Source organism: Streptomyces sp. NPDC059003 (assembly GCF_042740445.1).
Classification (GTDB): domain Bacteria; phylum Actinomycetota; class Actinomycetes; order Streptomycetales; family Streptomycetaceae; genus Streptomyces.
The window spans coordinates 34,606-51,199 of the sequence record NZ_JBHYJH010000018.1; the positions used below are offsets into that span (position 1 = coordinate 34,606).

Annotated in this window: 14 protein-coding genes; 6 read left to right on the forward strand and 8 right to left on the reverse strand. The window is 69.0% G+C overall.

Going from position 1 to position 16,594, the window contains the following annotated elements; translation table 11 throughout:
* Window positions 1-237: 237 nt before the first annotated feature.
* Together ACFWZ5_RS10375 and ACFWZ5_RS10380 are read left to right on the forward strand one after the other, a co-directional pair.
* A complete protein-coding gene (locus ACFWZ5_RS10375) occupies window positions 238-1,323 on the forward strand; it encodes a GNAT family N-acetyltransferase (protein WP_384795129.1) in 1,086 nt (361 codons plus the stop codon).
* 76 nt (window positions 1,324-1,399) lie between these two features.
* Window positions 1,400-2,602 (forward strand): DegT/DnrJ/EryC1/StrS family aminotransferase, encoded by a 1,203-nt coding sequence (locus ACFWZ5_RS10380; RefSeq protein ID WP_384795131.1) that lies wholly within the window; start codon window positions 1,400-1,402, stop codon window positions 2,600-2,602.
* A 100-nt stretch (window positions 2,603-2,702) separates the two neighbouring features.
* On the opposite strand, the gene ACFWZ5_RS10385 is transcribed toward ACFWZ5_RS10380, so the two are convergent.
* The 4 genes from ACFWZ5_RS10385 to ACFWZ5_RS10400 all read right to left on the reverse strand — a co-directional run bounded on the left by ACFWZ5_RS10385 (window position 2,703) and on the right by ACFWZ5_RS10400 (window position 6,062).
* The gene (locus ACFWZ5_RS10385; protein WP_384795133.1) at window positions 2,703-3,170 is read right to left on the reverse strand and encodes a hypothetical protein; all 468 of its coding nucleotides are present in this window, start codon (window positions 3,168-3,170) and stop codon (window positions 2,703-2,705) included.
* Window positions 3,171-3,213: 43 nt separating this feature from the next.
* Window positions 3,214-4,146 (reverse strand): hypothetical protein, encoded by a 933-nt coding sequence (locus ACFWZ5_RS10390; protein ID WP_384795135.1) that lies wholly within the window; start codon window positions 4,144-4,146, stop codon window positions 3,214-3,216.
* 100 nt (window positions 4,147-4,246) lie between these two features.
* Window positions 4,247-5,260 carry an ArsR/SmtB family transcription factor gene (locus tag ACFWZ5_RS10395; RefSeq protein WP_384795137.1) on the reverse strand — a complete coding sequence of 338 codons (1,014 nt, stop codon included), beginning with the start codon at window positions 5,258-5,260 and terminating at the stop codon, window positions 4,247-4,249.
* 235 nt (window positions 5,261-5,495) lie between these two features.
* Entirely contained in the window at window positions 5,496-6,062 is a 567-nt protein-coding gene (locus ACFWZ5_RS10400) for a Uma2 family endonuclease (RefSeq protein ID WP_384795139.1), read from the reverse strand.
* A 476-nt stretch (window positions 6,063-6,538) separates the two neighbouring features.
* Here ACFWZ5_RS10400 and ACFWZ5_RS10405 point away from each other — a divergent pair, with 476 nt between their 5' ends.
* From ACFWZ5_RS10405 to ACFWZ5_RS10420, 4 genes are all read left to right on the forward strand, one after another.
* Complete coding sequence (locus ACFWZ5_RS10405; RefSeq protein WP_384795141.1) at window positions 6,539-7,282, forward strand: NUDIX domain-containing protein; 744 nt, start codon at window positions 6,539-6,541, stop codon at window positions 7,280-7,282.
* A complete protein-coding gene (locus tag ACFWZ5_RS10410) occupies window positions 7,283-8,446 on the forward strand; it encodes a purine phosphorylase (RefSeq protein WP_384795143.1) in 1,164 nt (387 codons plus the stop codon).
* Window positions 8,443-10,419, forward strand: coding sequence for a hypothetical protein (locus ACFWZ5_RS10415; protein WP_384795145.1), 1,977 nt, complete (start codon window positions 8,443-8,445; stop codon window positions 10,417-10,419). The genes ACFWZ5_RS10410 and ACFWZ5_RS10415 overlap by 4 nt, the downstream gene beginning before the upstream one ends.
* An 88-nt stretch (window positions 10,420-10,507) precedes the next feature.
* A complete protein-coding gene (locus ACFWZ5_RS10420; protein WP_384795146.1) occupies window positions 10,508-11,047 on the forward strand; it encodes a hypothetical protein in 540 nt (179 codons plus the stop codon).
* Window positions 11,048-12,045: 998 nt separating this feature from the next.
* Here ACFWZ5_RS10420 and ACFWZ5_RS10425 read toward each other — a convergent pair.
* The 4 genes from ACFWZ5_RS10425 to ACFWZ5_RS10440 all read right to left on the reverse strand — a co-directional run bounded on the left by ACFWZ5_RS10425 (window position 12,046) and on the right by ACFWZ5_RS10440 (window position 16,552).
* Window positions 12,046-13,056, reverse strand: a complete 1,011-nt coding sequence (locus ACFWZ5_RS10425; protein WP_384795148.1) for a cytochrome d ubiquinol oxidase subunit II — start codon at window positions 13,054-13,056, stop codon at window positions 12,046-12,048.
* A 12-nt stretch (window positions 13,057-13,068) separates the two neighbouring features.
* Window positions 13,069-14,331, reverse strand: coding sequence for a cytochrome ubiquinol oxidase subunit I (locus ACFWZ5_RS10430; RefSeq protein WP_384795150.1), 1,263 nt, complete (start codon window positions 14,329-14,331; stop codon window positions 13,069-13,071).
* 457 nt (window positions 14,332-14,788) lie between these two features.
* Window positions 14,789-15,280 (reverse strand): MarR family transcriptional regulator, encoded by a 492-nt coding sequence (locus ACFWZ5_RS10435; RefSeq protein ID WP_384795152.1) that lies wholly within the window; start codon window positions 15,278-15,280, stop codon window positions 14,789-14,791.
* A gap of 819 nt (window positions 15,281-16,099) precedes the next feature.
* On the reverse strand, window positions 16,100-16,552 hold the full coding sequence (locus ACFWZ5_RS10440; RefSeq protein ID WP_384795154.1) for a MarR family transcriptional regulator: 453 nt from the start codon (window positions 16,550-16,552) through the stop codon (window positions 16,100-16,102).
* Window positions 16,553-16,594 lie beyond the last annotated feature (42 nt).

Consider the following 16,594-nt stretch of genomic DNA (forward strand, 5'->3'; position numbering starts at 1 on the left):
CCCTCGTACTTGGCTGTTTGCTGAACGCGCCCGTCCGTTACGGGCAGACACCCTTGACAGGCTGCGTACTGTTTCGCGACGTTTGAGCCTCGCCGAGGCAACGGCGGGAAGCGGACAGCGTGTCGGGGGCATTTGGGGGGCGATCACCCGTGCGTTCCATGAGCGATCCCATGAGAACAGCCGCAAGAACACCGGCTCGACAACCGATGAAGCCCGCGGAAGGGCGGTTGATCTGAGGTGGAGGTCTCAATCCACAGACCCGGGGAGCTGGGCGAGCAGCTCCGCCGGGCCTGGCACCGGGCCATGGACGAGTCGCCCGACTTCGCCAACCCCTTCCTGGCACCGGAGTTCGCGGCCGGGATCGGCAGGTACCGGGACGGGGCGCGGGTCGCGGTCCTGCGCGAGGGGGGCGAGGCCGTCGGCTTCTTCCCGTACGAGCGCGGCGCGTTCGGCGTCGGCCGCGCGATCGGCCTCGGCCTCTCCGACTGCCAGGCCCTGGTGCACCGGCCCGGCGTCACCTGGAACGCCAGGGAACTGCTGCGGGCCTGCGCCCTGTCCACGTTCGAGTTCGACCATCTCGTCGAGGAGCAGAAACCCTTCGGCAGATACGTCACGGGGACCTTCGCGTCCCCGGTGATCGACGTGAAGGTCGGCGACGGCAGTTACGCGGAGTGGCTGCGCGGCGCGTACCCGGGCCTCGCCAAGACGACGCTCAAGAAGGAGCGCCGCCTGAGCCGCGACCTGGGCGAGATGCGGTTCGTCTTCGACGAGCGCGACCCCGGCGCGCTGCGCACGCTCATGCGGTGGAAGTCGGCCCAGTACCGCAGGACGGGCCGCATGGACCGGTTCTCGCGCCCGTGGATCGTGGACCTGGTGGAGCATCTGTCCCAGCTCCGCGGCGCGCACTTCACCGGTGTCCTCTCCGTGGTGTACGCGGGTGACCGCCCCGTCGCCGCGCACTTCGGGCCGCGGTCGCGCACCGTCTTCGCCGCGTGGTTCACCGCGTACGACCCGGATCTGCGCTACTACTCGCCCGGCCTGATCATGCACCTGCGCATGACCGAGGCCGCGGGCCGCGAGGGCGTGCGCCTCATCGACATGGGGCGCGGCGACAAGGAGTACAAGGACTGGCTCAAGACCCGCGAACTGCGCGTGGGCGAGGGCTTCGCCACCCGCCCCCACCCGGTGGCGGCGGCCCACCGGCTCTGGCGCAGACCGGTGCGGGGCCTGCGCAACACGGTCCTGGCCCACCCGGGCCTGCGGGAGCCGGCCGACCGGCTCCTGAAGACGGTGGGCTCGCTGCGCACGGGCCGCACCCGCTGACTCTCCAGCACACCAGCACACCAGCACACCAGCACACCAGCTCTCTGGCTCTCCGGCTCTCTGGAACGAGGTGTCCATGCCGTACGGATCGCGGCTCGCCGCGACGATGACGCGGCGACTGGGGCGCGCATGCGTCTACACGCCCTCGGCCCGCCTTGCCCTGTACCTGGCGCTGCGGCGCTGGTGCAGGCCGGGCGCGCGGGTGCTGATGTCGCCGGTGAACGACGACGTGATCCTCTTCGTGGTCCTCGCGGCAGGACTGCGCCCGGTGCAGGCCCCCGTGTCGGTCTGGGACGGCAACATCGACCCGGACGCCGTACCGGAATCGACCTGGCGCACCGTGGACGCGGTCCTGACCACCAACCTGTACGGGATCCCGGACCGCGTCGTCGAACTGCGCGCCCGCTGCGAGCAGTTGGGCATCCCGCTCATCGAGGACGCGGCGCACGCCATCGGCACGCACGTGGCCGGGCAGCCGGTCGGCACGTTCGGGAAGGCGGCGGCCTTCAGCCTGTCCAAGCACGTGGCGGGCATGGCGGGCGGCTTCCTCGCCGTCGAGGACGCGCGCACGCGCCGCGAGCTCGAACTGCTCCGCGACGACCTGCTGCGCCCCGCCCGCCTCCGCGACGACCTCGCCACGACGCTGCGCCCGCTGGCCCGCTCCGCCGTGCGCGGCCTCAACCTGGTGCGCCCCGTCTGGCGGACGATGCAGCGCCTCGGCCTCCTCGAACGCGACGAGATCCGCATGCCGCTGCGCGCCCCGCAGCTCGCCGCGTCCGCGCGGGAGGCGCCGAGCCTGCCCGCGTACGACCCGTGGGTCCGCGTCGACCTGCACGGCTACCGGGACCGCCACGGGCCCTTGGTACGAGGCCAGTTGGGCGTCCGCATGGCCCTCCTGGACGAGGACCTGACCCGCCGCAGGGCGGGCGTCTCCCTCCTCGCGCGCACGCCCTGGGCCTCCCCGGCCGTCCGCGACCGCACCGCCCATGACGGCCCCGTCGCCCTCTTCCGCGTCCCGCTCCTGGTCCACGACCGCGACGCCCTCGTGGACCGCCTCGTGAGCCACGGCGTGGTCGCCGGCTACCTCTACGACCCGCCGCTCGACGACTACGCGGGCGCCGAGTTCGTCGAGCCGTCGCCCGACCCGACGGCGGCCCGCTGGTTCGCCCGCCACACCCTCCCGGCGGACCCCTTGGCGGCCCGCCGCATCGCCACCGCGCTGACGAAGGAGGGCGTCAAACCCGCCCGCCCCGCCATCGCGACGCCGAACCCGTCGTGACGTCGTAGCAGCATGACGGCGACGTACAGACGTACAGACGTACAGGGGGGAGGCGCCCCGAGAAACGCCTCCCCCCGTGCATCCCCCTCGGAGATGGTCCTCAGGTCCAGGGATTGACACACCCGGACGACCAGCGGTGCGCGCTGATGGTGTCGTTCGCGCCCACGCCGTTGTTGAACACGTTGTCCGTCAGGTTGTCGACGTAGAGCTCACCCCGGGACACGCAGCCCGTGCCGCCCGCGGGGCCCGCGTGCTCGTAGAACTGGACGCTGCTGACGCCGGCCTGGCCGGTGTTCAGAAGCGAGGTGGCCGCGTCGTTGTCCGAGCCGGTCAACGCCCCCGATCCGTCGGCCCAGTTGAAGTCGTTGCCCGGGGTGTGGCCGAGCTCGACGTGACAGTCCAGGTCGCGGTACGCCCAGACGTTCCCGTCGTTCTGGTGCGCGCGCCACAGGGCGTCGCAGTTGGGTCCCCGGACGTCGTCCGGGGCGGCCTGGGCCGGGCCGGTGAGCAGGGTGCCCGCTGTCAAGGTCATGGCCGCCGCCACCAGGGCGACGCGGATCCTGTGCATGGTGTTCCCCCTTCGTTCTTCGTTTCGTTCTTCGTTGAACTGACTAGGTGCGGTGGTCGATCTGGTCCGCTCTGCGCAGGGCCGCCCGCTTCATCCGGTTGCTCGTGGCGATCTCCTCGGCGTACCGGTCGCGCACCGGGTCGCCGTACCTGCGATCCAGGCGGCGCAGTGTGGCGCGGAGCGAGGTCCTGCGGGCGCAGGTGGCCTCCGCGACCGCGAGCTTCACTTCGAGTGCGTGCGCCTGGGCCGGGCCGAGGTGTTCGCTCCGCCGCCGGAGGTCGGCGCGGACGGCCTCCGGGTCGGCGTAGCCGTGGCCGGTCGCGGTGCGCATGCAGGTGGACCACGCCTTCAGGGCGGTGGTGAAGAGCGGGTCGCGGATGAGCTTCGGCGTGTACACCGGGGTGAGATTCGTGGCGACCTTGTCGGCACGGAAGAACGCCTTCGCGTCGCCGTACAGCTCCTGGCGTGCGGAGCGCTCGCAGCCGCCGTCCATGCTGCGCACGGACGCGCCGGTCGGCAGGCGCACGGAGTACACCGGAGTGTCGGGGCCGCCGCCCAGCGCGGTCACGTACCGCTCGCGTGCGGCGGGCGTCAGGGCCTTGCGATAGGCGAGGTTGGGGTCGCGCTTCTTCGCGGCGAGGAACGCGCGCTGGAGCCGTTCGCCGTACCCGTGCGCGCGGGCCCAGGCGACGTCGTCCTGGACGAAGCGGTGGGTGAAGGCGCGTGCCGTGTCGGGGCTCAGGGTGGGGGCGACCCAGTAGCGGAAGCCCTTGTCCTTCATGCACCGCTGGATCAGGCGCTGTTCGGCCCGGTCGACGCGGTTCTGCTCGGTCCGGGTGAGCTCGCGGGCCGGACCGGTGGGCCCGGTGCCCGCGGCCGGCTGTGACGCCTCCGTCGCGCAGGACGTCAGCGCGGCGAGGGCCGCGGTGACGGTGGCGACGGCAGTGGCAGTGACGGCGGTCCTGAGTCGTGGCACGGCCGTTCCCCCTCCTGCCCCTCTGCCTGCTCCTGGTCACCGTTCGTGGCCCCAGCGTTCCGCAGGCCGCCGCGCCACCACCACACATGAAAATCCTGGTTTAAACGTCGGGTGGCGGGTGCTCCGGACCGTCCAGGAGGGCGAGTCCTTCAGGGGTGATGGTGTGCAGCACGTGCTTGCTGCGGCGCATGCTCAGGAGCAGTCCCGCGCGGCGCAGCACGGCGGTGTGATAGCTCGCGGCAGGACCGGAGATGAGGAACCGCTGGGCGAGTTCGCCGGTCGTACGGCCGGTCACGACGTCCTGGAGGATGGCGGCCCGGGTACGGCCGATGAGGGCGCTCAGCTCCGTCAGCTCCGTGTCGCGCTGCGCGGGGCCGCGCTGCCGGTCCCAGCCGAGGGTGTGCTGGATCGGATACACCAGGACCGGCGTGAGCTCGGGGGAGGCCAGCGTGACGGGGCGGCGGTCGCAGAAGAAGGACGGTTGCAGGAGCAGCCCCCGGCCGCCGAGCCGCAGCCCGCGGTCGACCGGGTAGTCGGTCTCCAGGACGGGCGGCTGCCAGCGCAGTACGGGGCGGAAGCTGGCGAGGAGCCCGTCGGCGCCGCCCGCGAGCACCGCCCGGGTGCGCACGGCGCGGTCCGCGTCCACCTGCGCCCGGATGTGCGCCCAGTACGGGGCGAGCGCGTGCCGGTGGTAGGCGTGCAGGGCGGCGCTCAGCCGGCGCAGCGCCACGGGGTCGCCCTCGGCCAGGGCGCGGATCTCGTCGGGCAGCGGCTGCGCCCTGCCGCGGGATCCCGCGAGCCTCGTCAGGTCGCTGTGCAGGGCGGACCGGGGCGTGCTGAGCACGGTGTCGACGGCGCTCTCCAGGTCGAGGCGGCCGCCCAGGTCGGGGGTGAGGAAGTCCGGCGAGTAGCCGCGCGGCGGAAGCAGCGCCGCGAGCAGCCCGCTGACCACGGGCAGCCGCGCCCGCACGAGGCGCCGCCACTCGCCGAACACCAAAGGGTTCGCGCGCGTGATCAGGATCTGGAAGCTGTTGGTGATCTCCCACAGAGGATCGGGCGCCGCCGCGACGCGTAAGCGCGCGATGTCCTCGGTGGTGAAGTAGATCCGCAACATGGGATCTCCGATGGTGGCCGGCCGACAGGAAACCCACGCGGGCACCACCGCCCCTGCACAGGCGGCACCCACCCGTGCAAGGTTTCTCCCCACCGCCCGCACGCGGAAGGGCCCGCGACCAACGGGCCGCGGGCCCTGGCCCGAGCACATCCCGTACAGACACGGTCTCGGGCCGTCCGCTCCCGCATCGCTCCCGCATCGCTCCCGCGCTGCCGGTTGCTGAGCAGTGCGTACGTCAGATCCGGCCGAGGTCGATCTCCACCGGGAAGGGGGCCGCCGCCTTGAGGACGCCGGTGAACACTTCTCCGTCCCGGTAGGTCTTCGTCGCGGGGTCGAGAAGGTAGGTGTACACGAGAGGAACGCCTGTCGCGGCCTGCTCGATCCGCCAGTAGAAGCCGATGCCCGCCTTGGCGTACTGGTCGACCTTCACGATCCGGTCGGTGGTCTCCGAGCCTGGCGACACCACCTCTGCGACCAGCAGCACGTGCTCAGGGCGAGTGGGGGTGAGGTCGATGGTGTCTGCGCGGTACACGACGACATCCGGGCGGCGATTGGTGAGTGGGACGTCCTGAAGCCGGACGTCGAAGTCCGTGTCGGCGTTCCAATCCGATCCTGGGGCGGCATCCAAGGCATTCGCCAGAATCCGGGCCAGCCGGTTGTGGCGCTTGGACGCATGGGGACTCACGACGACCATCCCGTCCACGATCTCGACACCGGCGCACTGTTCCTCGGACCAGGACTCGTACTCTTCCGCCGTGATCTGCTCATGCATCCACGCCGGGGCCATCATCTCGGCCGTCATGAAGCACCTCCCGGACACTGCGCCGCGCGCCCGATCCCGCTGGATTCAGCGTACTGTCTGCCGTCCGTGCGCCACTCGCGGAACCCCGGGGCGCAGGACGCACCGAACGCCGAAACGCGGTCGGATCCGACGGTCCTGGCATGAACGGATCAGGCTGACTGGAGTACTGGGCTGAGATCCGTCGGCTGCATCGGGCCTCGGCGAAACCTTCGGGACACCGCCAGGAGACCCCCGCGCTGCCGTGATGGCGGCGGGGAGCCACTCTTACGGCGTCGCCGAGGTGCCTGGGGCGTCCGATGCCGCGCACCCACGACTGGCGAACTGGCCTGTCGTGCGATCCCCGGCTCCGCACTCCACTGCAACTGGGTGGAGAGGACGACTGGTCGAGCGCTCGGAGCGCCTCCGCCATACAGCGCCAGTGGTCTCCGTACCTCCCTTCTTGTCATAGTGACAGGAATCGAAGTAGCTTAAGCAGTATGCAAGTTGACGCGTGGTCACCCACGCCCGTACTGCTGACGGTCGATCTCGTGATCCTGACGCTGCGTGAGGGGCAGCTGTGTGTTCTGCTCGTTGAGCGGGGTGAAGATCCATTTCAGGGCATGCTGGCTCTGCCTGGCGGATTCCTCAGTCACGCTGGTGAGGAGATCCTGGACGCCGCTCACCGTGAGTTGAGTGAGGAGACCGCTCTGGTTGCCGGGTCCGTGCATCTTGAGCAGTTGGCCATCTACGGAGACGCAGGCCGTGATCCACGGGGGCGAGTCGTTTCCGTGGCCCACTTGGCGATCGCACCGGGACTCCCCGAACCGGTCGCGGGAACGGATGCCGCGGATGCTGCGTGGGTTCCCGCGGAAGCCGTCCTGTCCGGAGAGGTGGAACTGGCCTTCGACCACCGCCAGATCGTGACAGACGGAGTCGAACGCGCGCGTACCAAGCTCGAATTCACGGCGCTGGCCACGGCATTCTGCGGAGAACTCTTCACCATAGCCGAGTTGCAGCAGGTGTACGAGGCGGTGTGGGGTGCCGAAATCGACACTCGTAATTTCTACCGGAAAGTCCAGGCCGTAAAGGGATTCATCATGCCGGCCGGCTCGGGACGCAGGGCCACGGCGGGACGGCCCGCGCGGCTGTACCGAGCCGGGCCGAAGACAGTGTTGTTCCCACCGCTGATCCGACCTGCGCCGTCCGGGACAGAGGCGGAAACGAGAGGGGAAGGGGAATAGATGTCGAACGACCTGGTGGTGATTCTCACCGCCCTCAATCTCGAGTACGAGGTCGTGCGCCGGAAACTGGCCGGTCCACAGGTGCACCGTCATGAGCGTGGGACGCGGTTCGAGGTGGGAACCGTGCAGGGCACTTCATGTCGTGTCGCGCTCGGTCTGACGAACAAGGGGAATCATTCTGCCGCGGTGATCGCTGAGCGCGCGATTCAGGAGTTCTCGCCGGTGGCCGTGTTGTTCGTGGGCGTCGCCGGTGCCCTGTGGGACACCGCCAGGCTGGGCGACGTGGTGATGGCGACACACGTGTACGCCTACCACGGCGGGACCAGCGAGGACGACGGACTCAAGGCGCGCCCCCGGGTGTGGGAGACGGCGCACGGCATCAGCCAACTCGCCTCGCATCTGGCTCGCGTGAACGACTGGGCCGACGACACGCCCGGTCATGGGCGCACGCCGCAGGTGCACTTCGGCGCGATCGCCGCCGGCGAGGTCGTACAGAACTCGACGATCTCGGCCGAGGCGCGGTGGATCCGGCAGCACTACAACGACGCGCTCGCGATCGAGATGGAGGCCGCCGGTGTGGCGCAGGCCGGGCATCTCAACGGGGCGCCGGTGGCCATCATCCGGGGAATCAGCGACCGAGCAGACGGTACGAAGGCCGGCGCGAAGGACCGTATCCGGCAGCCACGGGCCGCGGCGAACGCGGCGGCATTCGCCACGCGGCTCGCCGTGGAACTGGTGGGAGAACAGGAGCAGATCGCAATGTCCGAGGCAGACCGGGCCCCTACGGCAGACAGATCCGAAGAGCACGTCAGCAACACCGCACACAACAGCACCGTTGGCATCATGGCCGGCGCAGTCAAGGAGAGCAGCGTCTACTTGAACGCGCACCCGAAGGTGACCGGTCCGGCGGACCTGGTGGCAGAACTGGACGTTTTCCGTGAGCACGTGAAACGTCATCACATCGAGGGCGCCCTCGACGACGACACCTATCGTGAGGCACTGGCCGAGCTGGGTTTCGCCCGCCGAGCGGCCAGGGAGAACGCTCCCGATTCATCCAAGAGGGCGACCATGGCACTCAAGAGGTTACGGGGCCTCATCGCGGAGTTACCCGAGTTGGTGGCCATGCTGGCACCCCTGGTTGTTGCGGCGGGTGACCTGTCATGAACGACGGCAGCAGGGTCACGCACAATTCCGCGTACGACTCCACCGTCGGCATCCAGGCCGAGACCGTACACAACTCCACCGTCAACGTCGTCCATCCGGATGCGTCGCCTCAGGAAAAGTACAGGGTCGGTGTGCGATTCCTGGAGGAAGGCGTCCCCAGCCGGGCTCGCGACCTGATCAGTGACGCGATCGCCCACGGGCACGACAACGCGGAGGTCCGTTTCCACTGGGTGCTCGCCATGCTCAGTGCACGCGCCTATCACGACCTCAGCACCGAGGAACTCCAGCGGCTGCACCATGCCTCCGGGCTCATGGGGACCTACGCCGAGGGAGAGTGGAAAGCCGCTCTGCGCGTCGCTTTCGAACTGCTGGCGATGCTCGGCACCGCGGACGGTGAAACAGGACGCGCACTGGAGCGTCTGCTGGCTCTGTCGCCTCCCCGGCGTGACGCGCTCCTCCGCCACCTCGACCTCGTACTCACCGGAGGGCTGAAGGACAGCCTGTGGGCCGAGCACGGCGAGCGGGCCGAGGCAGATCGCTTCGCCAATGACCGGGTCCAACGGGTCTGGGCCTATTTCGAACCCGACCCGATCGGGGCACGGGCCCTGCCGCCCCGTCCGAGCACCGCTGCTGCCGCCCGGGCAGCTCTCCCGCTCCGAGCTGGCCTGTTCGTCGCCATCACCGCATTCCTCTGGGTCTTGGCGTTGAACGCGGATCCGGCCGCGGCAGTCATCGAGCTGGTGGTGGCGCTCGGTGCGGGCCTGACCGCTGCTCACTTCGGCAGCCGATGGTGGTACCAGGAACATCAACTGAAGGCCAAGAACGTTCAGCCCCAGATCCCGCACACGCGTGATCCCGCCTCTTCTGGGGACGGGTTCACCAACCGCGTCCGTCATTCGTTCGACCACTACTTCAGTGTCCGCGTGCCCCACGGATTCGCCCCGCAGGAATGGCTTGGCCATACCGTCCACATCCGTAACAGCCTCGTCGCCGAGATCGCGCTTCTCTACCGCGAGAGCCGAATCAGCGTGGACCGGGTCAACTGGCTGATCCGCTATCTCGCTGAGGATGCCCGAGACCGCCACAACAGAGGCACTCTGGTCGACCACCGCCACCAGAACCAGACGGTGGCGAAGGCACTGTGCGTGGTCGCCCTCATCGCTCTCGGCATTTCGGCTCTGGCCCTGCTCGGAACAGTGGCCTCGGATGCCGACGGGTCGCGGTTGATGCTGGCCATCTCGGCCATGGTCGGCGCGATCCTGTGCGGCCGCGCGGCCGCGTTTTTGTGGCTGGAGGCCCGAGGTGAAGAGCGGCGAATGGCCGAGGAAACCCGGGAATATCAAGAGCGGCTGGCCGCGCGGCAAGTCGCGCACCGGAACTGGAAGTCGTTCCTGGACAGTACGCGACCCAGTGAGCTGGAAATGGAGACCTGGCTCACCTGCGACAAAACGCTCTTCGTCGACGAAGCGCTCCGCCACTACCAGCTCACCTGGCGCGACCTGATCACCCACACCATCCTGTTGACGCCGGCACGCCCCTACAGGCGAGGGCGGGTGAGGGGCGGTCCTTGGCGGTACTCGCGCTACAGCTTCCGCCTTTTCCTGGTCACACAGGATGGCGTTCGTGAAATCAGCACGGAATTCGATTTCACCGACGTGAAACGTGAGATCGAGCAGCGAAGCAACTACCGGTTCGACGCGCTGTCCTCCGTACAGGTCACGGAACGTGCCGATGTCGGCTACGACCTCGAACTCGTCCTCACCAATGGGCCGGCCAGGAACATTCGGGTCAAAGACGCCGACACCCATCAACTGGCGCCGGACGAAAACGCCCAGGAAATCGCCGAAATCAACCTCACTTCGGCTGGCTTCATCCACACCTTCCGCCTCTTGGAAGGAATCGCGGCGGATGGAAAGGGTTGGATCGAACGAAACAACCCCAACAACCTGCCGCCCATTCGTGCTGCCGACTGAGTCTTCCTGGCCCTCGGGGCGGGCAGGGGCCGAAGCGCCGGAGCCCTGCCCGCCCACTCATCAGCCCAGCCCGGACCCGAGCTTAGGAATGGCCGTGGCCGCCCCAGAAGACGTTACCGAGAGCAGACTGTTGCTGGCCGAGTACGACCGCATCAAGGAGGAGCAGAAAACCCGGATAGGATTCCGTGACAACCTGCTCTACTTCACGCTCGCCGCGTCCACCGCGGTCCTGGCGATCACCGTTCAGAGCAGGCAGGCTCAACTGCTGCTTGTCATCCCTGCGATCTGCCTGGTCCTGGGCTGGACCTACCTGGTCAACGACGAGAAGATCTCCGCGGTCGGCCGCTACATCCGCGACCAGCTGGGACCACGCCTTGCCGAGCTCAGCGGCGCTCACGGCGCAGTGTTCGGCTGGGAGATCTACCACCGCGAGGATGCGAGCCGCACCACGCGCAAGCGGCTGCAGACCGCTGTGGATCTGTTCACGTACTTGGCCTTGCCGATGATCTGCGTGACTGCATTCTGGTGCTCTCCCGCCGTCCGGCTCCTCCTCGTCATCGTCTCCCTCGCACAGGCGCTTGCCTTGGCCGTACTGGGTTGGCAGTTCCTTCGCTGCGCGGAGCGGTAGCGCCTCTCTGCGGTCCCGCTTCAACACGATCTGCTGGTCGGGGCCGGCGAGCAGCGCGATCTCGGCCCAGCAGCACTTCCCGACTGCAGTCGGCTCGACGCCGTACCGGTCTGCGACAAGGGTGACGAGAAACAGACCTCGGCCGCTCCCGCTGTACCGATCCGGGAGACCCCGGCTCGCGCCGCGAGGCCTCGCCTCCGAGAGCATCGTTTCCGAAGCGGAGCCCGAGCCTGCCGGGGCGGAGGACCCCGACACGGAATTCGTGCCGATCAGAACCCCTCCCTGAGGGAGAAACCCCAGGTCAGAGTGGTAACGCATGGTGCCCCCGGCAGGATTCGAACCTGCGACACCCGCTTGAGGAGTGGGATCGAATCCTTGCCGGGAGGTGCTCGACGCTGCTACGCGATGCTGTATCCCCTGGTCGGCAGCGTGCAACCGTGTAGTTGATCCGTTGCATGACGCTTCCTGCCGGACAGTCCGCTCACGCATCGCGCACGCACGAAGATCGCATCCCTCAGGTCAGTGCCTCGATACGTGGGCGGGTCGGCCCACCCGAGCGGTGATTGTGTGGTCTCGCGGTACCAGGGCCGAACGCTTAACAGCTGACGAGCACGTATGAGACCGGAACCGAGACCAGAACCGAGGCTTTCCGCATGGTTCGGGACTCGCCAGGCTGTCGGAACAGCGGTCTTCCGCATCTTCTGCACCAGCTGGCGGGACACGATCCCGCGGCATCGCCTGCGAGCTGGGCCTGGCCCGCAACACCGTCCGACGCCTCACCGACGCCGGCACCCCGGACGAGCTTCTGGTCGGCCAGTGGACCGGCCGTAGCAGTGTCCTCGACCCCCACAAGCCCTTCGTGCACCAGCGATGGAACGAGGGCTGCACGAACGCCGCCCGACTCTTCGCCGAGCTCCGCGCATGCGGTCGCAGCCGCCCTCTGTCCGGGACTGAGCCGAGGACGGCTCAAGACCGCCACGAGACCGCCTGGGTGGCGGTCAGAAATACACAGGAGACCGCTTGTCCGCCCGGGTGCGGAACGCCCACCACTGCATGGCCTGGAAGGCGAGCACCACCGGCAGCACCAGCAGCACCAGGGGGCCGACCAGGCTCAGGGTATCGGGATGGGCGGCAGCCTCGGCGAGCGAGAGGTCCTCTCCCGAGTAGGTGCTCACCACCGTCTGCGGAAAGCGGGCGACGCCGATCGCCACCACGGGAAGGCACACGGCGAGCCCGCTGAACAGCAGCGGGAAGCCCGCGCCGCGGGACGCGGCCTGCCGTGATGCCATCAGCGCGGCGGCCATCGCGGCCACGGCGACCAGCACGGCGGGGAGCGCGTTCGGCGCTCCGTCCCGGGTCCTGGCGTCGAAGACGGCGGCGACGAACGTGAGCAGCCCGAGGCCCGCCGCCGCGATGCCAAGGCGTGAGGTCAGCGCCGAGGCCCGTTCGGCAACCGGACCCGTCGTCCGCCGCGCCAGGAACACGGCACCGTGGAGTGCCAGGACCGCGACGGCGGTCAGCGCGGACGCCACCGGTACGGGGCGCAGCAGCAGGTCGAGTGAGGGGCTCAGGTGTCCGCCCTTGACGGGGAGCGCGCCGAGCACCGCGCCGCCCAGGGCACCCCACATGAGGGCCAGCGTCACACAGGCGGCCCGGACGAGGATGTCCCAGCGCCGTCGCCAGCCGGGGGACGGCACGCGGCGGCGGAACTGAATCGCGGCGTGCCGCAGCAGCAGCGCGGCGACGGCCACGACGATCAGGGGGGCCATGCCGCTCACGACGGTGGACTCCAGGCCGGGGAATCCGCCGAGTGTGACGCCGGCCGCAGCCACCAGCCAGACCTCGTTGCCGAGGAAGAACGGCCCGGTGGCCGCGTCGACCGTGTGGCGGTCCGCGTCGTCGCGGGCGATGAGGCGGCCCACCATTCCGGTGCCGATGATGATGCCGTCGAGTACGAGATAGCCCGTCAGCAGCAGTGCCAGCAGGGCATACCAGATGTTGTCCCACACGGTGTGCGCCTTTCAGTAGGTCAACTGGGGTGCGTCTGCGGCCTTTTCGCCCGGCCCATGAGCCGCCCCGAGCTGCGCCCCGTCCGGTCCCTGCCGGGCGAAGCGGATCAGTAGGGCCCAGTCGACGAGCGTGAGGGCCACGACGAGTACGCCGAAGACAAGGAGTGAGGCGAGCGCGCCGCCGGTGGTGAGTCCGGGGGTGATCGCGTCCTCGGTCTTGAGTACTCCGTAGACGGCCCAGGGCTGGCGTCCGGCCTCGCGGAAGATCCATCCGGCGGTGCTGGCGATGTACGGCAGGACCACCGCGGCGCTGAGCAGCCACAGCAGGATGCGGCGGCGGATCAGGTTCCGTTTGATCAGGAACAGCACGGCGACGAGCGTGACGACCAGCATCAGGCCCCAGCTGGTGATCATGAAACTCTCCGCGGTCCTGACGTAGTCGGGGCCGTAGTAGTTGTCGGGCCCGAACTTCTCGGTGAACTCCTTGGCCTGGGCCTCCGCGTCCTTGTTCCCTGGACCGAATTTGGTCGGGGTCTGGGCGCCCACCACCTCGAACAGGCTCGTTCCCATGACTCCCGTGACCATGGCCATCACCGCGGCGACGGGGAGGGACAGCTTCATCGACGACCAGAAGAACTCCGTGTGTGCGGTGCGCCGCCGCAGGTGCCAGGCGCTGACCGCGACGATGAAGAAGGCGCCGGTGGTCAGCGCGCCCGTCAGGATGTGCCACATCGCGGTGCTCGCGTTGGAGTTCTGGAAGAGGGCGGCGGCATCGACAGGGACCATGTCGCCGTCGCTCGTCCGCGTGCCCGCCGGGTTCTGGAGGAACCCGTTGGCGGCCATGACGAAGAAGACCGAGGCGTACGCGGAGAGAGCCACCAGCCAGATCAGTACGGTGTGGGCGGTGCGGCCCAGTCGGTCCCAGCCGAAGATCCACAGGCCGAGGAGCGTGGACTCGGCGACGAAGGCCACGAGGGTCTCCACCACGAGGGGCGCGCCGAAGACGCTGCCCGCGGCATGGGTGAGTCCGCTCCAGTTCAGCCCGAACTGGAACTCCATCACGATGCCGGTGCCGATTCCAAGCGCGTAGTTGATCAGATAGAGCTGACCCCAGAACCTGGTCTGCGCGCGGTGCTTCTCTTTGCCGGTGATCGCCCAGCGCGTCTGCATGACGACGAGGAAGGTGACCAGACCGAGGGTGAGCGCGACGAACAGGTAGTGCGCTATGGCGGTGAGGGCGAACTGAAGCCGTGCGAGGGCGAGCACGTTGTCCACGAGGGTGTCTCCTTGTACCGGCTGAAAGTCTGGGGCCCGTGCAGTGGCCGTGTGGTGGAGCCCGGGCGCCGCCACGGGCGCCCGGGCTCCCGCGTCCCATCAGAGCTCTCCGTACTCGGCCTCGGCAGCCTCCGGCCCACGCCTGCCGGGATCCAGCAGGCATTCCGCCCCCTCAGCCGCATCGCGGCGGGGACGGTCGTCAGGCGGACGTGACAGCGTCGACGAACACGACAGCGGCCGTCCCGGAGCCGAACTGCCGCAGCGCGCGGTCGCTGTTGCGCATGAAGGTCCCAAAAACCGCGACCAAAAAATGGCACCGGCGGCGATGACGACCCCGCCGGTGTACACCAGCCCTTCGCGGATGGCGGCGCCGTGCTCGTTCGCACGGCCCCGCTCCTCCTCGATCGCACCGGGCGCGGCCCCTGTACCAGGCGGGGACCGGGCCGGCGGCGGGCCGCTACCTGGCCTGAAGCCGCTGGGTCTCGGTGTGGAAGATCTCGTTGCCCCGTTCGGTGATCTCCAGGAGCAGCTCCAGCTGCTCCTCGGTGAGTCCGATCAGGAGCTCGCGGACCGCCGCTCGGTAGTCGGTGAAGAGGCTGTCGACCCGTGTGGCGAAGGACTCGGGCACGGCTTCGACGATGACGCGCCTGCGGTCCACCGGGTCGGGCCTGCGCCGGACGAAGCCTGCCTTCTGGAGCCGGTCGATCACCGTGGTGATCGCGCCGCCACGGGTGAGGCCCACCAGTTCGGCAAGGCGTCCCGGGGTCGTGGGCCCTTCCAGGTCCAGCAGGCTCAGACAGTTGAAGTCGGTGGCGTTGAGTCCGACGGACTGGGCCACCGCCGACTGGAAGAGGACGGTCCGTGCAGCCTGAACCCGCAGCGCCATGGCCAGTGCTATCAGTGTGGACTCCGAGCCTTCCACGCTGTCCGCCGCGCTGTGAGGACGCACCTTGGGGTTGCACCTTCTCTCTGACGACCGGGGCCTGCAGCGTACTGCCCCACCTTGGCCGCCATCGTCCCGCCTCCCTCAGGCAACCCGCCGCGCCCTGCCGACGCGCGTCCTGACGGCCTTGGCGCCCACTGTCCCGTGGAACTGGACGGAGGTGGCGCCAGGAGTGAAGAGCGCCCTGTAACCCTCGCCGTCGGCCGTCCGCGTGGTCCCAGCGATCGTTGAGCCCGTGCATCAGAGTGCGGACATCGAGTTCTGCCGGATTGATCGTGCTGGCGTACATGACAGCCCCCCCTTCGCGCACATTCTCTCTATCTTCGCGCTTCTCTAATTTAGAGAGATCTTTCTCGCCCCGTCAAACCGCAACGGAAAGCACCCCGGCGGGCCGCCTCGGCGGGTCCACCGGGGTGCGGTCACCCGTGCGAGCTTCGCCCGCTGCCAGGCCACCTTGACGTCCATGTCCGGGCGCCGTGCGTCACCGCACGTCCCGGCGGCGGCCGCCAGGCGGAGGCGGCCTGGTCGTGAGCGCGGAGGACGACGAGCGGGCGGTACGGAAGGACGCGGGCATTCGGGGGTCGGGCCGACCTCGCCGATCGGGGTGAGGGCGCATCGAAGGTGGTCGACCCGGGTGCGGCCGAAGCGCCTCCCCGTCCAACCTGTGCGCCGAAACCAGATGGCCAGGGCCCGACACCCGCTCGGTTCGAAGAACCGCCACCAGGCGCTCCGGTACGACATCGGCAAGACAGCGAAGCGGCTCGCGTCGATCAAAGGACGATCCCGGCCCGGAGGTAAAGGCACAAGCCCAGCCGCAGCCGCACCTTACTGATCACGCAACTGCTCGGCGGCTTCCTGGTACGCCTCGGCGGCACGGGCGAAGTAGTCGAAGAGGGTGTCGAGCTGCTCCGGTGTGTAGCTGCCGAGGATCTGGCCGATCTTCTGGCGGGCGGGGGCCATGGCGCGGTCGAGTTCCGCGGGTTCGCCGACCGGCTCGACGGTCACCTTGCGCCGGTCGGCGGGGTCGGGCATGCGGCGTACGTAGCCCGCCTGCTCCAGGCGGTCGATCAGGCGGGTGGTCGGCCCGGTCGTCAGGCCGGTGCGCGAGGCGAGTTCGCCCTGGGTCATCGCGCCCGCCAGATGAAGGATGTTCAGCGCGTACAGATCGGTGGCGCCGAGCTTGCAGGCGTGGGCGCTCGCATGGCTGTGCAGCAGCACCGCGCTGAGGTACTGGCGGTAGATCTCGCCCGCATCGGGGCGCATCGACGGCGTTGACAAGGGTTCCTCCGCTCCCTAATGTCTGCGCCAAGGAAGAGAAAT